Below are 19,660 nucleotides of genomic sequence, written 5' to 3' on the forward strand. Positions count from 1 at the left end.
AATCTGGAATATGCCAAGAAAATTTGACCAGGATGCAAAGGACCGTGTGGTCCGTCTCGTGGAAGATCGCATCTTGGCAGAAAATATGTCGATGCAAGCCGCGTGCCAGGCAGTAGCTCCAAAGCTGGGGGTTTCATGGCATACGGCCCGTCAATGGACTCAACAGGCCCGTCGTGCGGGAAACATCCCAGAACCTGTGCCTGAAGATTTGGCCGCGGAAAACGCGAGGCTGCGTCGTGAAAATCAAGAGCTACGCGACACTAATGAGCTGCTGAAGGCCGCTTCAGCTTTTTTCGCGTCGGAACTCGACCCAAAACGTCGGAAATGATCCGGTTCATCGATGAATTCCGGGGTCGTTTCTCTGTCGAGTTCATCTGTAAGACGTTGAAGAATAACCGGGCTGGTGGGTTTATCACCTCGCGTGGCTATCGCCAGTCCAAGGCCCGTGGGTTAAGTGCTCGTCGCCTTCGTGATGCTGTGCTGGTCGAACGCATTAGAACTGTTCATCGGGATAATTACGGTGTCTACGGTGTACGGAAAATGTGGCATGCTCTCCGCCGTGACGGAATTGATATCGGTCGTGAACAAACTGCCCGTTTAATGCGCTTGGCCGGTGTTTCTGGCAAAGGCAAAGGCAGATCACCTCTCACAACCCGTAAGCCTAACGTGCCTGATCTGCGCCCAGACTTGGTCGAGCGTGAGTTCAAAGCCCCCGGCCCGAACAAACTGTGGGTGGCTGACATTACGTATGTGCGCACGAAGAAAGGCTTTGTGTATGCCGCGTTTGTCACCGACGTTTACTCCCGACGGATCGTTGGGTGGGCGTTATCAGACTCCATGCGCACCGAAGCGTTGCCGCTGCAAGCTCTTAATCAGGCGATCGTGTGTGCTGAGGAAACAACAGGTCTCATTCACCATTCGGATCACGGCTCGCAGTACGTCAGCGTGGTCTACAACGAGCGCCTTGCCCAGCACGGGATTGCCGCTTCCACCGGAACTGTCGGGGATTCTTATGACAATGCTCTGGCTGAAAACGTTAACGGCTCCTACAAGAACGAGCTGATCCATACTCGCAGGTGGGATGATGTTGTCGAGGTAGAAATCGCGACGTTCGAGTGGGTGTCATGGTGGAACGAGATGAGGCTTCACCAAAGCTTGGGATACCGAACCCCAGTCGAAGTGGAAACCGATTTTTGGAAGCAGAACCCGCCGCAAGAAATAATAGAAATCAAGGCAAATGCCTAGGAACAAAACTCGGGGCACTTCATTGTGGTGGGTCCACACGCGGGTCCATGCACCTGTTTTGGGGTCTTTGATCATGGTTTTCTCGTTCATCCATTCCCGGTAGATCGTTGAAAACTCGTGCAGTTGCACACCCCACGCGGCGGCTTCATCCAGTGTGGTGATCCGGGTCAGTTTCAGCGCAAGTCGGTAGATGGTGCGCCCGGCATCGGTGCGTGGGTTGGTGGTGGTGTAGCGGCGGACCACGCGTTGGGCGTGGACGAGGCAGCGTTGAATTTTCGTAGTCGGCCAGCACTTTTTGATTGCGCTGTATGCGCCTTGGCCGCCGTCGATGACGGCGATGAGTGGGGCTTCGATGCGTTCAAGCAGCAGTTGGTAGTCGCGGGTGGTTTCGTGTTTGCACCAGTGCCAGGCGATCACGTGGTCGATGGTCGCCGCGACGATCAGGCAGCCACCGGCGGTGTAGGTGCCATCGAGAAATACCTGGTCGTAGATCCGCTTGTGGTGGCCGGCGGTGGGGTCAGGCACATCAACGAGCCAGCACCACTTGAAGCGCCGCTTCATGGTGGCGCGGCTAACACCGTTTCGTTTGGCTAGGTCGTCGAGTGATATTGCGGTGGTGCAATGCTCGATGAACTGGGTGAACACTGCCGCGTTGGTGATGTCGTTTCGACGTTTGACGCTGGAGGCGCCGCATTGTTTGCAGCGCCATCTGGTGGTGCCTTTGCTGGTGGTGCCGTTGCGTTTCATTTCACCGCCGCAGTGGCAGCGTGGTTGGTTCTTCGACATTGCGACACCACACCACGCCGCGCATAGCACATCACGGCTGCCACACCGAGGATTTCCCGTCGGGGGCTAGATATATGCTTCCGGAGCATATACTTTCCGGAAACCTACAGGTCAATCCGTGAAAATCCGCGATTCCGGACACACTTTTTGACCCTTAACCCTGTTCTTCGCTATCCCCGCACCCGAACGCGTGAACGACCGCCCCGATCCACTGTCCGGCCCCTTCTCTACTTTCGGATGTGCCCGCTACGGCTGAAGGCTTTCAGCCGATTCCACCCACGTTCGACAGCAGAAGGAGACGCATCCAGTGGTCACCGGAACCAACATTTTGAGCACCGGCGAGGGACACGTCCCGTTTGATCTATTCGGCATCGGCTTTATCGCAATTATCGTTTGGTGTGCTTATAAGGGCATCCGCAGCCGGAAGCTCGGTGCCGCCAGTGTGTTGGCCGGCATTCTATGTTTCCTGTGGCTGTTTGGCGGCGGTGCGCTTGCTGCGGGCGGAGCGGTCTTTGGCCATGTCGTAGATGGGTGGGAGAACAAGCAGGCCGAAAAGGAAGGCCGGGATGTGCGTTTGTATAACGGCGACACCGCTCCGGTTGTCGAGGAAGAGACCCCGATCCCTGAGGTGGAGGAGCCTACTGGGCACGCCTTTATTCCGTGCGAGTGGGTAGACCCGCGCGACCGGGACTTCGGTAACTGCACATGGTGATGCGCAGAAACTGTGTGCGCTGTGACCTGTGGTTCACAAGTATGGCGCGCCGAAAGAAAATTGATTCAGACCAGTTTTACCTGTTCGACCTGGGAGGAATTACACGATGATTCTGCAGAAAGCAACGATGCGCCGGGCTTACGACGCGGCCGGGATGACAGTGACCAACGAGGAGTTGGACGAGCAGTACGAGCGCATGCAGCAGGAGTGGGAGGATCTGCTCACAGCGAACGAGACGATGGTGCTGCGCCGGTACTCGCAGCAGACCGGGATAAAGGTAGCAGACGGGTTGACCAGGCACCAGCTACTCAACCAGGCACGGATGCTGACCGACGACCAGATAAAGGAACGGTATCTCGAGCCGCTGAACCAGATCATCGCCGAGAGGGAGTTGGAGAAGGAACGCGCCCGAGAGATCATCGAGGAGGACGTGTTGGCCTCGGAGGATCTGTGGAAGACCAAATGGTCGGTATTCCCGGCGGATCATTGGGGAACCCGCCTGGTCAGGCAGCTGTATCCGAACAAGCCAGGCGGTCGATGGGAATTAATAGCGGGAGCGTTAATTCTGGTCAGGGACTATCAGGGGATTGGGTATCCGGCCCATCCGGAGCAGACGGAGATACTGGGCAGCTTCGAAAAGACCGTCGACCAAGCTCTCGAGGAGTACAACGAGTATCGTCGCCGACGCAAGCTCCGTCTCAAGTAGAAAACTAACTTGCGGCAATTCACGCGGTGTAGTCCCTTCCCCGCCCGCGCAGTCGCGCTTTGCGCGGCCCCGAGCTCCCGCGCGCGAGATATGCTCCATTTTCGCCGCAAAACCGCGAAGATCGGACCGAAATTGGCTCATTTCTCGCGCGCCATCAGTAACTGGGAAGCGCGCACTGAAACACGCGCGCTGGGAAGCGGGCGCTACTACGCCTCAGAAGCCTCCGGCACCTCCGGCGCGACGCCGGTGCGCTCGTAGTCGGCGAGGATGTCGATGCGGCGCTGGTGGCGCTCCGCCTCGGACCACTGCTGATCAACGAAGGCGTCGACGATCTTCAGAATTTCGTCCTCGGAGTGCATGCGGCCGCCGATGCCGATGACCTGGGCGTTGTTGTGCTCGCGGGCCAGGCGCGCGGTCTCCTCAGACCACGCGAGGGCGCAGCGCACGCCCTTGACCTTATTCGCCGCGATCTGCTCGCCGTTGCCGGAACCGCCCAGGACGATGCCGAGCGCGCCCGGATCGTCCACGGTGCGCTGCGCGGCGGCGATGCAAAACGCCGGGTAGTCGTCATTGGCGTCGTACTCGTGCGCGCCGCAATCGACCACGTCGTGGCCGGCGGTGGTCAGGTGTTCCTTGATGAGCTTCTTCGCATCGAAACCAGCGTGGTCAGCGCCTAGGTAAATACGCATGGCGGTCTAATAGCTCCTTTTTCGCAGTCGTTGCCCGCGCCGACAGCGCGCGGATATCCGGTGGATGAGACGCCTAGAGTCTAGTCGCCGGACTTCTCACCCACTTGCGCCTCCGGCATCTCGGTGCGGGTGCGCTTGAGCTCGAAGAAGTACGGGTCGACGGCGAGGCCCACGGCGGCATCGAAAAGCGCACCTGCCTTCTCCCCGGTGGGGATGCGGGTGATGACGGGCCCGAAGAACGCCGAACCTTTCATCTCCACCACCGGGGTACCCACGTCGTCGCCGACCTTATCAATCGCCTCGTCGTGGAACGCCTTGAGCTTCTCATCCACCGCATCGGTGTTGGCCACCTCAGCGTAGGAGGCATCGAGGCCGACCTCCTCGAGCGCGGCGGCGATGATGTCGTCGTAAGCGCCAAAGCCCTGACGGTGGTCGTTTTCTTCCACGTGCACCTTGGTGCCCATCGCGGTGTAGAGCGCGTCGACCTTGTTTGGCTCTTCATCCGCCACCTTGGCAAACACGCGGGCCGGACCCCAGGCGGCCTCCATGACCTTCTTGTGGTCGTCATCCTGGTCGTCGTTGCCGTCGTTCAAGATGGCCAGGGACATCGGCACGAACTGCACCTCGATGTCGCGGACCTTCTCCGCCTCTTTGATCCAGCGCGAGGTCGCCCACGCGAACGGGCACATGACGTCGAACCAAAACTTCACGGGCTCAGCCATTGTCATCCATCCAATCCGTGTCAGTGAACTATTTCTGGAGTGTTACCCACCCCACTGTAGGCGGCGGTTTAGGGTGGATGCATTGACCAAAACTCAAGCACCCAACACGAAGGGATGTGGCTAATCATGACTTCCGTGAACCTCACCCGCGACGAAGCCGCGAAGCGTTCCCAGCTGGTCACCGCGCACCACTACGACGTGCACCTCGACCTCACCGCGTCCGAGGAGTACTTCGTCTCCACGACGACGGCCACGTTCCGGGCGCATGCCAAAGACAGCACGTTCATCGACCTGCGTGCCGGCGAGCTTGTCGATGTCCGCTTGAACGGCAACCCCCTGCCCACCAACGCGTACAACCCCACCTATGGCATCCCGCTGTCCGGCCTGCAGGAGATGGACTACGAGCTGAAGGTCACCGCGAAGATCCCGTTCTCCCGCACCGGCGAGGGCCTGCACCGCTTCGTCGACCCGGCCGACGGGAAGACCTACTTCTACACCCAGTTCGAGGCCGCCGACGCCAAGCGCGTGTTCGCCTGCTTCGATCAGCCGGACATGAAGGCCACCTACGACCTAGCCTTTACCGTCCCGGACGACTGGAAGGTCATCACCAACTCCCCCGTCACCTGGGACGGTGCTACCGCCCGCGCGAAGGTGGACTACCCGCTGTCGACGTACCTCATCGCGGTGTGCGCCGGCCCTTACCACGAGGAAACCACCACCTGGCGCGGCGAGCTCACCCACCACCCGGAGACCCCGGAGGGCCAGCCGGAGGCGGTCGAGGTGCCGCTGGGGATCTACTGCCGCCAGTCGCTGGCGGACCACCTGGACTACGAGCGCCTGTTCACCGAGACCAAGCAGGGTTTCGACTTCTACCACCGCAACTTCGGCTACGCGTACCCGTACGGCAAGTACGACCAGATCTTCGTGCCCGAGTTCAACGCCGGCGCGATGGAAAACGCCGGGTGCGTGACCATCCGCGACGAGTACGTGTTCACCTCCCAGGCCACGCACTACCGCTACGAGCGCCGCGCGGACACCATCCTCCACGAGCTGGCGCACATGTGGTTCGGCGACCTGGTCACCATGCGCTGGTGGGACGATCTGTGGCTCAACGAGTCCTTCGCCACCTGGTCGGCCGCCATCTCGCAGGCAGAAGAAACCGAGTACGACACCGCCTGGGTCACCTTCGCCAACGTGGAAAAATCCTGGGCCTACCAGCAGGACCAGCTGCCCACCACGCACCCGATTTCCACCGACGCCACGGACATCGAGACCGTCGAGCAGAACTTCGACGGCATTACCTACGCCAAGGGCGCGAGCGTGCTCAAGCAGCTGCAGGCGTACGTGGGTCGGGAAAACTTCTTCGCCGGAGTGCGCCGCCACTTCGCCGCTCACCAGTGGGATAACGCCAGCTTTTCCGATCTGCTCGGCCACTTGGAAGACGCCTCGGGCCGCGACTTGAGCTTCTGGGCCCAGCAGTGGCTGAAGACCACCGGCGTGAACACGCTTGCCGCAAAGTTCAACGTGGCCGACGACGGCACCTACTCCGACTTCGGCATCAAGCAGTACGGCGACACTCTGCGCACCCACCGCATCGCCGTGGGACTCTACCGCCTGGAGGGCGACACCGTCCGCCGCTACCAGCAGGTGGAGCTCGACATCTCCGGCGAGGCCACCTCGGTGCCGCAGCTCAACGGCGTCGCGGCTGCCGACATGGTGCTGGTCAACGACGACGATCTCACCTACTGCCTGCAGGATTTGGACACGGCGTCGCTGCGGTTCGCTACGGAGAACATCGACAAGATTGCCGATCCGATGGCGCGCACGCTGATCTGGTCCGCCGCCTGGGAGATGACCCGGGCAGGCACCATGCGCGCCCGCGACTTCGTCGCACTGGTCGCCCGCGGCGCCCAGGCCGAAACCGAGCGCGCTGTCCTCGAGCGCATCCTCATGCAGGCCACCACCGCGCTGACCAACTACGCCGACCCGCAGTGGGCCGAAGCCACCGGCTGGGGCCAGCTTGCCGATGTCCTCTTGGACGGCGCCGAGCACTCCCGTGACGCCGAATCCCAGCTCATCTTCACCCAGGCGCTGACCAAGGTGCACCTCAACGACGCCGCGCGTACTTTCCTGCAGGACAAGCTGGCTAGTTCCGAGGACAACGACCTGCGCTGGCGCGCGATCGCGGCGCTGGTCGCTGACGGCGCGCTGGACGATCCAGAGGCCACCATCGCCGCCGAGGAGCAGCGCGACAACACCGCGAGCGGCCGCCAAGCCGCGCTGCGCGCCCGCGCGGCTGAGAACACCGACGCGAACAAGAAGCAGGTCTGGGAGGAGATCTTCTCCGGCGAGTTGAGCAACCTGGAGCTGCGCCACAAGCTCGAGGGGCTCACCTACCCCGGCTCGACCGAGCACCTGTTGCCGCTTACTCCGGACTACTTCGAGCGCGCCGAGAAGATGTGGTCCAACGCTTCCGGCGAGGTAGCGCTGACCACCGTCACGGGCGCGTACCCGCGCTGGGACGTATCTGAGGAAGCGCTCACGCGTGCCGATGAGTTCCTGCGCCGCGATCTGCCGGGCGGGCTGCGCCGCGTGGTCACCGAGCAGCGCGACCGCACCGCCCGCGCGCTGCGCAACCGCGCCGTCGACGCGAACGGTACCAATAGCCACGACGCCGAGAAGTAGGCCGCGGCGGAGCAGGTTGTACGCGAAGTAATCGGCGAGGAGAAAGCGCCCCGTCGCTTTCTCCCTAACCGTATGCCCGTTACGCTGGGATTATACTCCGCAGGCGGGTCTGCGAAGAAATTGTCACGCTGTGATAATTTCCTCGCACGCGCAGCTGGCTTTGCCTTTCCGCGGGTACATATTCTGCTTATGTACCAACCTCTGAACTAGCGGAAAGGCGCACGCATGCTCGCGTCTCTCATCGCCCCCGATTCGGCCGTGGCGATCGTTCTGCAAATCCTTATCATCCTGGGCGCCCTGCTACTAGGCACTCGCTACGGCGGGCTAGGCCTTGGCCTGATCTCGGGCATCGGGCTGATGCTCATGGTCTTCCTCTTCGGCCTGGCACCGGGTGAGCCGCCGGTCTCGGTGATGCTCACCATCATCGCGGTCATCGGCTGTGCGGCCACTCTCCAACAGGCCCGCGGCCTGGAAGTGATGATGCAATTCGCGGAAAAGATTCTTCGCGCCCACCCCGAGCGGGTCACCATCCTCGCGCCGATTACCACCTGGTTCCTCACCGTCTTGTGCGGCACCGGGCACGTGGTCTACACGATGTTTCCCATCATTGAAGACATCGCGCTGAAGAAAGGCATCCGCCCGGAGCGCCCGATGGCGGTCTCGTCCACCTCCGCACAAATGGGCATTACCGCCTCCCCGGTGTCGGTGGCCACCGTGTCGCTCGCCTCCATCCTGGCGGAGCACGCCGGGGTCATCGACAAGGCGTATTCCATCCCGCAGATCCTCATGGTGGCCATTCCGGCCTCGCTCAGCGGCGTCATTCTCGCGGCCCTGTGGTCGCTGCGCCGCGGCAAGGATCTGGACAAGGACCCGGTCTTCCAGGAACGGCTCAAGGACCCGGAGTTTGCCAAGTCCATCCAGGATTCTTCGCACTCGCTCATCGGCCAGACCTTCTCCCCGGAGGCGAAGCGGTCTGTGGTCATCTTCTTGGTCGCTATCGCCAGCGTGGTCCTGCTCGGAGCCTTCGAGTTCCTGCGCCCGCTCGTACCGGGCGAGGACGGCAAGCTCAGCCCCGTCTCAATGAACCTGGTCATTCAGATGGTCATGCTCGTTGCCGGCGCTATCATCCTGTTGACCTGCAAGGTCGACCACAAAAAGATCGCGTCCACCCAGGTGTTTAAGGCCGGCATGACGGCGGTGTTCTCCGTCTTCGGAGTGGCGTGGATGGCCGACACGTTCTTCCAGTCCCACCTCGACGCGTTGAAGGCCGGGCTTGGCGATGTCGTCGCCGCCGCCCCGTGGGCCTACGCCGTGGCGTTGCTCATCGTGTCCAAGCTGGTCAACTCCCAGGCCGCCGCGCTGGTGGCCATCGCACCCATCGGCCTGCAGCTGGGCATCGATCCCGCCATCATCGTCGGGTTCTACGGCGCCGCCTACGGCTACTTCATCCTGCCGACGTATCCATCGGATCTCGCCTGCATCGGCTTCGACCGGACGGGCACCACGCGCATCGGCAAGTTCGTGATCAACCACTCGTTCATCATCCCGGGCTTTATCTCCGTCATCACCTCGTGCGTGGTGGGCACCGCCCTGGCCCAGGCACTTCTGCCGTAGCAGCGCGATAACTCAGACTGCGAACGCCCGCTTGCCGGCCGGTGAGCGGGCGTTAGCGGTCTGCCAACTCGATGCGCGGGCGCACGTTGATGTGGGTGAGCTGGGTGGTCTCCCCCGCGTCCACGGCCGCGCGGATGGCGTGGGCGACCTCTACCGGCGCGATGACCGTTTCCGGGTCGTAGTCCTGCAGGCCCTTGAGCATGTCCGTGTCGGTCGGGCCCGGCGCGACCGTGGTGACGCGGATGCCGTGTTCTTCCTTGCGCAGCGAGTCTGCGAGTGCGTTGAGCGCGTGCTTGCTGGCGGCATACGGCGTGTTATTCGGGTGCGCGCCCACGCCCGCGCCGGAGTTGATGAAGCAGACCGTGCCGCCGGCGGCGCGCAGGGCTGGCAGCAGGCGCTGGGTGAGAAGCGCCGGCGCCACGACGTTCAAGTCGAGGTGGGCGCGCCACTCATCGGCGCTCGCCTCCGCCACGGTGGCGCGACGGGCGATGGCCGCGCCGTGCACGAGCACGTCGACCCGTTCCAGCTCTGGCAGCTCGAGCGCGCTCACCCCGTCACCGGTGAGATCGCCGGCCACGGTGGTGACGGTGTCGTTCTCGGCGGCCAGCTGGGCGAGCTTGTCCGCGTTTCGGCCAAGCGCGATGACGTGGTGGTCGCGGGCGAGATCCGCGACGATCTCGCGGCCCATTCCACCGGTCGCGCCGGTAACTACTGCAGTCTTAGTCGGAGCGTTCATGCCCCGTGAGCCTACCGAAAGCGGCGCGGCACGTCGGGCTCACCGAGGGTGAGCATTAGCCGGTTGGCCCAGTTAAAGAACGACGAGCAGTTGATGAGGTCAATGACCACGGCATCGGCGTGACCAGCCGATTCCGTGCCCGGTGAAGCGGCCGCCACACCCGGCGCGGCTGCACGCACCGCATCAATATGTTTGGCGGTGAACTCGCTGGGCGTGCGAGTCAGCGCCACCGCCGCGTTCCGGATGGCGGACCAGTAGTCCGAGCCCAAGTCCGTGTCCACACCTTCATCCAACAGGCGATCGACTACTTCGCGGTCGCCGCCCTCATCCACGCAGCGGGCCTGGTGCACGGAGGCGCAGTAAGCACAGCCGTTGAGCCGGGAGACCACCGTGGCCGCCAGCTCGCGTTCGGCGCGGGCCATGCCACCGTCAGTGTTGTAGAAGATGTCCAGGTCCGTCTCCGTGCGCGCCCGCAGCGCCTCCGGGGCGCGGGCGAGCAGCCGGAAGTACTCGCTGTCCACGCGCTCGGGCTTGATCAGCGCATCGATCTGCTGCGGCGTCATGTCTTCCTTGGCCACCGCCGGGATCCACGGTTTCCAGCCCAGCGAGTGGTTGACGAACCCTTCTGGGGCGTGCACCTCCGGCACGATAACGTCCCCGGCAACGTGCCAGCCCGGCGAGGTGGAGTCCGCGCCTGCAGATTCCACCTCGGTTACATTCGCCGCCTCATTCGCGCCCGCGGTATTACCTGCCGGGTCACCCTTCCCGCCGAGCACGCGCAGTCCGTGGACCACGCGGACCTGGAACGCGAGGAAAGCAATGAGCTGGGCCAGACTGACGATGCCGTCGGCATCCCAGCCGGCCTCCTCCAAGTGCCCCAGCGCCGCCGGCCGCGCGTCCTGCGGATGGAAGACCAGCAGGTGCGCGAAGTCGAAGGCCGCGCTCAAGCGCGCGTCAGCACCGTCGATGTCCTGGAAGGTCACAAACCCCGCATCGTGTGCCGGACCGCGCGTCGCGCCCCTGTCGGTGGCCTGGCGGACGGCGGCAACGATGTCGTCGGCGGCGGCATCGCCAAGCAAATCCAGGTAGAACTCCGCGGCGGCGGGCACCTGGAAAAGGCCAGCGACAAAGGCGGCGACCGCGTAGCGCTCGGCGTAGCTGAACGCGCCGGTATCCTCCGGCTCGAGGAGTGCCGTGAACGTCGCCTGCGCGTTCTGCTTGGCCTTCGGCCTGAGGTTGCGTACCTCGTCGAGGCGCCCGCCGGGCTCGATTTCTGCCAGCTGGTTGATGATGTCCACCGTAGGGATCACTCCTTTTGTGTTCCGTGTGTTTAAAGCCCCAGGTTAAGGTCGCCGGCGCGGTAGCGCTGGCCGGGGATGGCGTTGATGAGGCGCGCGGTGTAGTCGGTCTGCGGGTGAGCAAAGATGTCCGCGGTCTTGCCCACTTCCACCTGCCGGCCGCGGCTCAACACGCTAACCGTGTCTGAGATCTGGTTGACCACCGCGAGATCGTGCGAGATGAAGACGTAGGTTAAATCTAGGTCGCGCTGCAGGCGGTCCAGCAGCTCGAGGATCTGCGCCTGCACCGTGACGTCGAGGGCGCTGACCGCCTCGTCCAAGACCACCAGTTCGGGTTCGATGACGATCGCCCGGGCGATGGCCACGCGCTGGCGCTGGCCACCGGACAGTTCTGCGGGACTGCGGTCGTACATCGACGGATCCAGCGAGACAAGCTCGAGAAACTCCCGGGCCGTCTGCCGTGCCTGGCGCTTCGTCGCCCTACCTAAGTTGCGCACCGGCTCCGCGACCGCGTCACCGATGCTCATCCGCGGATTCAGCGAGGAGTACGGGTTCTGGTACACCAGCTGGATGCTCCCGCGCAGGCGGCGGATCTCTTTCACGCTGGCCTGGGTGAGATCCTGGCCCTTGAACATCACCTCGCCCGCGGTGGGCCGGTTAAACATGGCGATGCTGCGCCCCGTCGTCGTCTTGCCCGAGCCGGACTCGCCCACGATGGCGTGCGTGGAGCCGCGCGGGACGGAAAAGCTCACGCCGTCGACGGCGGTGAAGTCGCCGAAGCGCTGGGTCACGTCGCGGACCTCAAGCAGCGCTGGCGCGCCGGCGTTCGCGGGAACCGCCGGACGCCGGACGGGCGCGGCGGACAGCGACGGCGCGTTGGCCAGCAACCGTTTCGTGTAAGGCGCCTTGGGGTCAGTCAGCACCGCGGCGGCGATGCCGGATTCGCGCACCTGACCGTCCTCCATCACCACCACGCGGTCGGCCCGGTCGCCCGCCACGGCGAGATCGTGGGTGATGAACAGGATGCCGATGCCCAGCTCCGCGCGCATCTCATCGAGAAGATCGAGGATGACCTTCTGCACCGTCACGTCAAGGGCGGAGGTCGGCTCGTCGGCGATGATGAGATCCGGCTCCAACGCCACGGCGGCGGCTATGAGTGCGCGCTGCTTCATGCCGCCGGACAGCTCGTGCGGGTACTGGTCGTAGCGCTTGTCCGGGTTATCGATGCCGACCTTGTCCAGCAGCCGCACCACCTTTTCGCGGCGAGCTTTTGCATCGCCCACCCGGTGGATGGCCAGCCCCTCCCCGACCGAGGCGCCGATGGTCTTGGTCGGGTTGAGCGAGTTGTTCGGATCCTGCGGGATGTAGCCGATGCGCGTGCCGCGCACGTCGCGCCAGGCGCGATCCGAAAGGCCCACCATGCCCCGGCCGGCAAAAGTGATCTGCCCGCCCAGCACCGTCGCGCTCTTCGGCAGCAGGCCAAGGGCCGCCTGCGCGGTGGTGGACTTGCCGGAGCCGGACTCGCCCACAATCGCGGTCATCTCCCCGGGAGATACCGCCAGGCTCACGCCGCTGACCGCCAGCTTTTCGCCCTGGCGGGGCGTGCGGTACGCCACCGAGAGGTCGGAAATCTTCAGCAGAGTATCCATGTCAGGCCGCCTTTCGCAGAGTCTGGCTGAGATGGTTCGCCGCCAGGACGACCAGCACGATGACCACGCCGGGCAGCAGGGTCAGCCAGCCGGCGGTGGCGATGTAGTCGCGCGATTCGGAGACCAAAAGCCCCCATTCCGGCACCGGCGGCGGGGCGCCGTAACCCAGAAAGCCCAGCGTGGCCAGCTGCAGGATGGCCAGGCCGAACTGGAGGGCCGCCACTGCCACGACCGCGCCGAGGGAGTTGGGCAGCACGTGCCGGAACAGCACGCGCGCCGGCGAGGCGCCGGACCCGTAGGCGGCTTCCACGTAGTCGCTCGCCGCGACCGCGAGCACCTGGGAGCGCGCCAGGCGCGCGAACGTAGCCACGGAGGTCACGCCGACGGCGATCGCCGCGTTGAACGTGCCGTGGCCGAGCACCATGATGACCGTGAGCGATAGCAGCAGCGACGGGATGGACAAGAACACGTCCACCACACGCATGATGACCGAATCCACCACGCCCTTGTTCACGCCGGCGATAACGCCGAGGATGGTGCCCACCACGAGCCCGAAAAGCACGGCGAGCAGGGCGCCGAGGAGCGATTGGCGCGCGCCGTAGACCACGCGGGTATACAGGTCACGGCCCACCGGATCGGTGCCGAACCAATGCTCCCCACTTGGCGCCAGCAGCGCCGGGGTGTCGCCGCCCTGGATCGGGTTTTGGTTGGTGAACAGCCCCGGCACCAACGCCCAGAGGATCGCGATGGCGAGGATGACCAGCGAGGCGACAGTCAGCGGCGAGAGATTCTTCTTCCACTGCATGGTTACTTCACCGCCTTCCGTGCGGTCTGGGTCCGGGGCGCCCGCAGCCGCGGGTCCAACACCGGATAGAGCAGGTCCACGACCAGGTTGATGAGGATGAATGCCGTCGCGGCCAGCACCACGATGGCGAGTAGAACGGCGGTGTCGCGGTTGGTCACGGCATCGACAGTCACGGCCCCGATGCCCTGGCGGGCGAAGACGGACTCGGTGACCACGGAGCCGCCGATGAGCTCACCGAAGGTCAGCCCCGCCATGGTCAGGGTCGGCAACATGGCGTTGCGCGCTACGTTACGCCACAGCACCCAGCTGTCAGACGCGCCCCGGGAACGGACCGTCTGTACGAAGGGCTGCGCGAGCACCTCGTCGACGGAGCGGACGAACACCTGGGACAACTGCGCGGCCACGGGCACGGACAGGGCGATCACCGGGAGGATAAGCCCCTGCGCCGTCGATGCCCCGATGACCGGCACCCACCGCAGGTGGAACGAGAAGACCTGGATGAGCAGGATGCCGATCCAGAACGTCGGCAGGGAGATGAGCACCGGCGGGAGAGCGCGGACGGCATCGGCAAGAAAGCGGGTGCGGGAGAAAGTCGCCGCTACGGCGATGCCCACCGCCACCACAGACCCCAGAAGGAACGCCAGGGTGGCCAGGAGCAGGGTGCTGGGCAGGGCATCGGCAATCAGCGTGGACACGGAGGTACCCGTGGCCACCGAGACGCCGAAATCCCCGGTGAGGAACCCGCCCAGGGTGGACAGGTAGCGCGACAGCAGCGGCTGGTCCGCGCCGTAGGTGTGCCGGATGGCCTCCAGCTGCTCGGCGTTGAGACCCAGCGACGGGTCGTCGTAGCGCGCCACGATGGCATCGCCCGGCAGGGCCGCCAGAAGCACGTAGGCGAGCGTGAACGTTGCCCACAGCACGATGAGAGCCTGGCCGATGCGGCGCAGGATATCTTTGCCCGTCATTTAGCGGTCACCTCCGGCAGTCTGGTCGAGCTCCACGCCATAGAACGTCGGCCGCCCGATGGGCTCGGTGGCAAACCCCTTGACGTAGTCCTGGTGGCCGAAGACCTGCGGCTCTTCGAACATGGGCAGCACGTAGGCCTTCTCGGTGAGGTAGTCCTGGATCTCGCCGGCGGCGGCCAGCCGCTCCTTCTCGGTGGACAGCTCGTAGAACTCGTCGGCCATGCGCTGCAGCTTTTCGTCGCCGAGGGAGCCGTCTTTTTCGTCCTTGTTGAGGAAGGAATTGCGCTCGTTGCCGTCGACCCACGTGGCGATGGTGTCCACGTTCGCACGCCCCACCATGGAGTGGCGGATCTGCACAGTGTCGATGTCCTTCATCGCCTTCTGCTGCGCCGCGCGGTCACCGGGGTTGAGGTGCGCCTCCACGCCCACGGCGCGGAGCATCTCTTGGACCTTGGTGAACATCTCGCGCGAACGCGGCTGCGGCACCGACTCGTTGAAGGTCACCGACAAGCGCTCGCCGTCTTTCGTGCGGATACCGTCCGCGCCGCGCTGCCAGCCGGCCTCGTCGAGCAGGCGGTTGGCTTTGTCCGGGTCGAAGTCGTACGCGCCCTTCTGCTCCCTATAGCCCACCGCGGTCTGCGCCAGGATGGACGACGCCTTCGGGTAGGACTCCGAGTACAGCGTGTCCACGATCTGGTCGCGGTCCACCGCGGCGATGATCGCCTCGCGCACCCGCTGATCCTGCAGCAGTGGATGCCGGAAATGGAAGTGGTAGGTGTTGTTCACCCCGCGGGTAGGGGCGGCGAAGATCTCCACTCCGTGGGAAGTCAGGTGCTGCTCGTTCGGCGCCTCGATCTGGCGGGCGACATCCGCCTGGTGGGCGACCAAAGAACCCACGCGCACCGAGTCCTCCTCGGCGAGCACGAACTTCACGCCCTCGATGTCGGCCGGCCCGTGGTGGTCGGCGTCCGGCGGCCCCCAGTTGTAATCGTCGCGGCGCTTCAAGGTGAGCTCGGTGCCCAGCTTCTCGTCCGCGATATAAAACGGCCCGGAGCCGATGACCTTTTCTGCATTACCGGGCGCGAACCCGGAGTCATCCATGTCGAGCGCGGCATTGGACAAAAGCCCCTGGTTCATCGCGCTGGTGGACTGCGGAAAGCCCGGTGAGGGCTGGGAGAAGTAGAACTTGACCGTGTAGTCGTCCACCACCTCGGAACGCTCGTAGCCCGGCAGCTGCTCGGACGGGGTGAGCATGCGCTCTTCGTCGCCGCGGGCGAACAGGTCGTAGTTCTTCGCCACGTTGTGCGCATCCAACGTGGAGCCGTCCGAATACGTCACGTCGTCGCGCAGGTGGAAGGTGAACTCGGTGGAATCCGCGTTGACCTCGGGCAGATCGGTGGCGATCCATGGGTGCAGCTCCAGCGTGTCCGGGTCCTGCCACAGGAGGCGGTCGGTGATGTTGTTGAGCACGCCGCCGTTGGGGTAGTACCCGCCCGACGGCGGGTAGAGGTTCTTGAACGAATTCGGCTCGGCGTAGGTGACCCAGCCGGTGTCCTGCGCATCCGATGCGACGCTACAGCCAGCGGTAAAGCACGAGATAGCTCCCAGTACCGTCGCAGTCACGATTTTCGCAGTCAGATTCTTCACAGCAGCTCATTAGAGCACGCCGAATAGACCGGAGTCAAGACAAGTCTGTCTAATCAACTGGGCGACATAAAATCGCCATCACCTTGTGAAAGTACAGATCTGTCTAGTCAAAGCGGGCCATATTGAAGGGCAGGCTTACCCCGAGCGCGACCGGGGTGGTGTGGCACGATAGTGGCTATGACTACCGCATCAATCGCCATCATCGGCGCCGGCCCGCGGGGCATTTCCGTCCTCGAGCGCATCGCCGCCCGCCGCGAGGACCACTCCCCCGCCGTGGACATCCACCTCATCGACGACGTCCAGGTGGGCGCCGGCCGCGTGTGGGACACGGATCAGACGTCCACGCTGTGCATGAACACGCTGGCTGGGCGGGTCACCCTGTTCACCGAGCCCGGCGCGACCGTGACTGCCCCGGTGGTGGAGGGCCCGACCATGTACCAGTGGCTGCAGCTGTTGCGTGGCGATGACCCCGCGGCCTGCGACATCACCGACGCCCAGGAAGCGCTCTTCCGCGCGCACCCGGCCGACGAGCGGGTGATGGCGACCTACGGCGATGAGATTCGCGCGACCGTCCCGCAGTCCAACCCCACCCGCGCGCTATACGGCGAGTACCTGCGCTGGGTGCTGGACGCCGTCTTGGCGCGCCTGCCGGAATCGGTGACGGTGCACCGCCACGCCGCGCGCGTGACCGGCATCCGGGACCGCGGCGACGTCGACGAGCTCACCCTGCGCCCCACCGCTACCGAGTCAGCACAGGGCGAGGAGACGTTGCGTGCCGATGCCACCGTGTGGGCCGCCGGCTGGGTCCAGCCCGCGCCAAGCGCGGCGGAAGAGGAGTTCGCCGCGGCAACCGCGGATGCGGCCACGGAAGCTTCCGGCCACCGCTGGATCCGCCCCGGCAACCCCATCGACCAGAACTACGCGGACATCCCCGCCGGCGAGCGCGTTCTCACCCGGGGGCTCGGCATGGGCTTTTACGACATCATGGCGCTTTCCACCATCGGGCGCGGCGGGCGCTTTATCGCCGACGAGTCCGCGCGCAGCGGCCTGCGCTACGAGGCAACCGGTAACGAGCCGCACTTCGTGGTGACCTCGCGGCGCGGTTTCCCCTTCTTCCCCAAGTCGGACTACGGCGGCCTGCCGCCGAAGGCGACGCTGAAGCGGACCAAGGACGCGATCGCCGCACTCAGCGGGGAAAGCGACATCGACTTCGCCACCGCGGTGTGGCCGGCCATCGCCCGCGACGCGTACACGGCCTACTTCACCACCCTGGCGCGCACCGCCCCAGACGCGCTCACCGCGCCACTGTCCGAAATCCACACCGCCATCGACGCGGCCTCGCCCGACGAACTGGCCAGTGCCACCGCGCCGCTAACCACCCGCCCGTTCGACCTAGCGGAGTACGCCGCCCCGCTGGCGCAGGTCACCGCGGATATGTCGCCCGACGAGGTCACCGCGTTTATCGCTCAGCGCATGGTCTGGCACATCGAGCACGCCCAGCTGGGCACCGAGTCGCCGGAAAAGGCCGCGCTGTGGGAGATTTCCGCCGCACGCAAACCGGTGTCCATCCTGGGCTCGCCGGCGCGGTTTACGCGCGAGTCCCGCCTGGGCCGCTACTCGGAGTTCATGGCGCTGGGGCAGATGGCCGGCTCCGGCCCGCCGCTGTTCCGCTTCCAGCAGTTGCTCGCGCTTGTCGATGCCGGTCTGATCACCTTCCTGGGCAACAACCCGCAGGTCACCGTGACTGACGCCGGTTTTTGCGCCACCTCCGGCGAACGGTCCGTAGAGGCCGCCACCCTGGTCGATGCCTGGATGTACAAGCCGGATATCCGCCGCCCCGGCGATGAGCTGACCAAGCGTTTGCTTGCCGATGATCGCCTGCGCCCCTTCGCCGATCACGGCGTGGACACCGGCTCGCCGGAAACGGACGACGCCACCCGGCAGACCGTCCACCCCGACGGCAGCCGCGACGCACGCCTCCACCTGGTGGGCATCCCCACCTACGCGCAGTGGCCGGATACGACCATCTCCCCGCTGCCGGGCACGGATCCGCTCATGTTGCAGGAAACGGACAAAGCGGCCGCGTCGCTGCTGCGCGTGGCGGGCGCCTAGTCCAAGGCGTCGAGCGCCTGGGCCACGTCAGCGAGCAGGTCGTCGCGGTCCTCGATGCCGATGGAGATGCGCACCAGATCCTCCGGCGGCACCAGATCGGAGCCGGCCGCGGACGCGTGCGTCATGTTCTTCGGGTGCTCCACCAGGGACTCCACCCCGCCCAACGACTCGGCCAGGCAGATAAGGCGGGTGTTCAGGCAGAACTGTTTGGCGTGCTCCGCGGAGTGAAAGCGCACCGAGACCATGCCGCCGAACCCGCGCATCTGTGCCCGTGCGGTGGCGTGCCCCGGGTGATCACCAAGCCCCGGGTAGAGCACCTGGCGCACTTCGGGGCGCGTGGCCAGGTATTCCGCCACCGCCTGCGCGTTAGCGCAGTGGCGGTCCATGCGCACGCCGAGGGTTTTGATGCCGCGTAGGTTCAGATAGGCATCGAACGGCGAGGCCACCGCACCGACGCAGCCTTGGAAGTAGGCCAGGCGGTCATCGACACCCGCGTCGTTGGTGACCACCGCGCCGCCGATGACGTCGGAGTGCCCGCCCAGGTACTTGGTGGTCGAGTGCACCACGTGGTCCGCGTCGAGCGCCAGCGGGTTTTGCAGGTACGGGGTGGCGAAGGTGTTGTCCACGACGACGCTCGCGTGCCGTTTCACCGCGGCGATCTCGGCGATGTCGGTGATGTTCAGCGCCGGGTTGGTCGGCGTTTCCAACCAGATGACCTTGGTGTTGTCCCGGATGGCCGCGGCCACCGCCTTTGGGTCGGTGGTATCGACGATGGACAGCTCGACGCCCCACTCGCCGAAATCGTCGTGCAGCAGGCGGTAGGTGCCGCCGTAACAGTCGTTGCCCAAAATGACGTGGTCGCCTGGGCGGACCAGGATGCGCACCAGCGTGTCGATGGCCGCCATACCCGACGAGAACACCCGCGCATACGCGGCGCCTTCCAAAGAGGCGAGCGTGTTTTCCAGTGCCCGCACGGTCGGGTTGGCCACACGGCCGTACTCGAAGCCACCACGCAGTTCGGCGAGGCCGTCCTGGGCGAAGGTGGTGGAGGCGTAAATGGGGACGTTGATGGATCCGAGGTGGCTATCCGGCTCGTAACCTGCGTGGATGGAGCGCGAGGCGAACCCGCGCGCGAGGTCCTGCTTGGTCTGGTCGGTCATGTCCGCAAACTATAGACCAAGCGGTTCAGTTCGGGGTGCCGGGAGAGCTTTTAGATTCACGTTCGGCCCGCGGCGCGTCGTTCGTTTTAGTATCGAGATCTAGCAAGCACGAAACGGCTGACTACAGAA

The 19,660-nt window shown here is 64.7% G+C and carries 15 protein-coding genes and 1 pseudogene; 6 read left to right on the forward strand and 10 right to left on the reverse strand.

Annotated features, from left to right (window positions below; all coding sequences use genetic code 11):
- Window positions 1–10: 10 nt before the first annotated feature.
- A protein-coding gene (locus CMASS_RS08015; RefSeq protein ID WP_273665894.1) for an IS3 family transposase occupies window positions 11–1,245 on the forward strand; the annotation gives its coding sequence in 2 pieces (ribosomal slippage) (window positions 11–299 and window positions 299–1,245; 1,236 coding nt in all).
- Window positions 1,246–1,266: 21 nt separating this feature from the next.
- Here the strand turns inward: CMASS_RS08015 and CMASS_RS08020 are convergent.
- Window positions 1,267–2,031, reverse strand: a pseudogene (locus tag CMASS_RS08020) (IS256-like element IS1249 family transposase); the annotation flags it as partial.
- Window positions 2,032–2,338: 307 nt separating this feature from the next.
- Between CMASS_RS08020 and CMASS_RS08025 the strand changes: the two are divergent.
- Both CMASS_RS08025 and CMASS_RS08030 read left to right on the forward strand, forming a co-directional pair.
- The gene (locus CMASS_RS08025) at window positions 2,339–2,743 is read left to right on the forward strand and encodes a hypothetical protein (RefSeq protein WP_022863735.1); all 405 of its coding nucleotides are present in this window, start codon (window positions 2,339–2,341) and stop codon (window positions 2,741–2,743) included.
- Between the two features lie 106 nt (window positions 2,744–2,849).
- A complete protein-coding gene (locus tag CMASS_RS08030; protein WP_022863734.1) occupies window positions 2,850–3,449 on the forward strand; it encodes a hypothetical protein in 600 nt (199 codons plus the stop codon).
- Between the two features lie 206 nt (window positions 3,450–3,655).
- Here the strand turns inward: CMASS_RS08030 and CMASS_RS08035 are convergent, their stop codons facing one another.
- Window positions 3,656–4,138 carry a ribose-5-phosphate isomerase gene (locus CMASS_RS08035; RefSeq protein ID WP_022863733.1) on the reverse strand — a complete coding sequence of 161 codons (483 nt, stop codon included), beginning with the start codon at window positions 4,136–4,138 and terminating at the stop codon, window positions 3,656–3,658.
- Window positions 4,139–4,218: 80 nt separating this feature from the next.
- Window positions 4,219–4,860, reverse strand: a complete 642-nt coding sequence (locus CMASS_RS08040; RefSeq protein WP_022863732.1) for a mycothiol-dependent nitroreductase Rv2466c family protein — start codon at window positions 4,858–4,860, stop codon at window positions 4,219–4,221.
- A 126-nt stretch (window positions 4,861–4,986) separates the two neighbouring features.
- Here CMASS_RS08040 and pepN point away from each other — a divergent pair, with 126 nt between their 5' ends.
- Together pepN and CMASS_RS08050 are read left to right on the forward strand one after the other, a co-directional pair.
- Window positions 4,987–7,545, forward strand: coding sequence for an aminopeptidase N (pepN, locus tag CMASS_RS08045; protein ID WP_022863731.1), 2,559 nt, complete (start codon window positions 4,987–4,989; stop codon window positions 7,543–7,545).
- A 225-nt stretch (window positions 7,546–7,770) separates the two neighbouring features.
- Complete coding sequence (locus tag CMASS_RS08050) at window positions 7,771–9,159, forward strand: anaerobic C4-dicarboxylate transporter (RefSeq protein WP_022863730.1); 1,389 nt, start codon at window positions 7,771–7,773, stop codon at window positions 9,157–9,159.
- A gap of 52 nt (window positions 9,160–9,211) precedes the next feature.
- On the opposite strand, the gene CMASS_RS08055 is transcribed toward CMASS_RS08050, so the two are convergent.
- The 6 genes from CMASS_RS08055 to CMASS_RS08080 are packed head-to-tail and all read right to left on the reverse strand — an operon-like array spanning window position 9,212 to window position 16,259.
- Window positions 9,212–9,895: an SDR family oxidoreductase gene (locus tag CMASS_RS08055; RefSeq protein WP_022863729.1), complete on the reverse strand. Its 684-nt coding sequence runs from the start codon at window positions 9,893–9,895 to the stop codon at window positions 9,212–9,214.
- Window positions 9,896–9,906: 11 nt separating this feature from the next.
- The gene (locus CMASS_RS08060; RefSeq protein WP_022863728.1) at window positions 9,907–11,193 is read right to left on the reverse strand and encodes an alkylhydroperoxidase domain protein; all 1,287 of its coding nucleotides are present in this window, start codon (window positions 11,191–11,193) and stop codon (window positions 9,907–9,909) included.
- Between the two features lie 32 nt (window positions 11,194–11,225).
- Complete coding sequence (locus tag CMASS_RS08065; protein ID WP_022863727.1) at window positions 11,226–12,842, reverse strand: dipeptide ABC transporter ATP-binding protein; 1,617 nt, start codon at window positions 12,840–12,842, stop codon at window positions 11,226–11,228.
- Window position 12,843: 1 nt separating this feature from the next.
- On the reverse strand, window positions 12,844–13,647 hold the full coding sequence (locus CMASS_RS08070) for an ABC transporter permease (protein WP_022863726.1): 804 nt from the start codon (window positions 13,645–13,647) through the stop codon (window positions 12,844–12,846).
- Between the two features lie 2 nt (window positions 13,648–13,649).
- Window positions 13,650–14,612: an ABC transporter permease gene (locus tag CMASS_RS08075; RefSeq protein WP_022863725.1), complete on the reverse strand. Its 963-nt coding sequence runs from the start codon at window positions 14,610–14,612 to the stop codon at window positions 13,650–13,652.
- Window positions 14,613–16,259, reverse strand: a complete 1,647-nt coding sequence (locus CMASS_RS08080) for a TIGR04028 family ABC transporter substrate-binding protein (protein WP_022863724.1) — start codon at window positions 16,257–16,259, stop codon at window positions 14,613–14,615. It abuts the gene before it with no gap.
- 177 nt (window positions 16,260–16,436) lie between these two features.
- Between CMASS_RS08080 and CMASS_RS08085 the strand changes: the two genes are divergently transcribed.
- Window positions 16,437–18,371, forward strand: coding sequence for an FAD/NAD(P)-binding protein (locus tag CMASS_RS08085; RefSeq protein WP_022863723.1), 1,935 nt, complete (start codon window positions 16,437–16,439; stop codon window positions 18,369–18,371).
- On the opposite strand, the gene CMASS_RS08090 is transcribed toward CMASS_RS08085, so the two are convergent.
- Window positions 18,368–19,531 (reverse strand): cystathionine gamma-synthase, encoded by a 1,164-nt coding sequence (locus tag CMASS_RS08090; protein ID WP_022863722.1) that lies wholly within the window; start codon window positions 19,529–19,531, stop codon window positions 18,368–18,370. The two genes, CMASS_RS08085 and CMASS_RS08090, sit on opposite strands and share 4 nt — an antisense overlap.
- Window positions 19,532–19,660: the final 129 nt, after the last annotated feature.

This window comes from Corynebacterium massiliense DSM 45435 (genome assembly GCF_028609805.1).
GTDB classification, from domain to species: domain Bacteria; phylum Actinomycetota; class Actinomycetes; order Mycobacteriales; family Mycobacteriaceae; genus Corynebacterium; species Corynebacterium massiliense.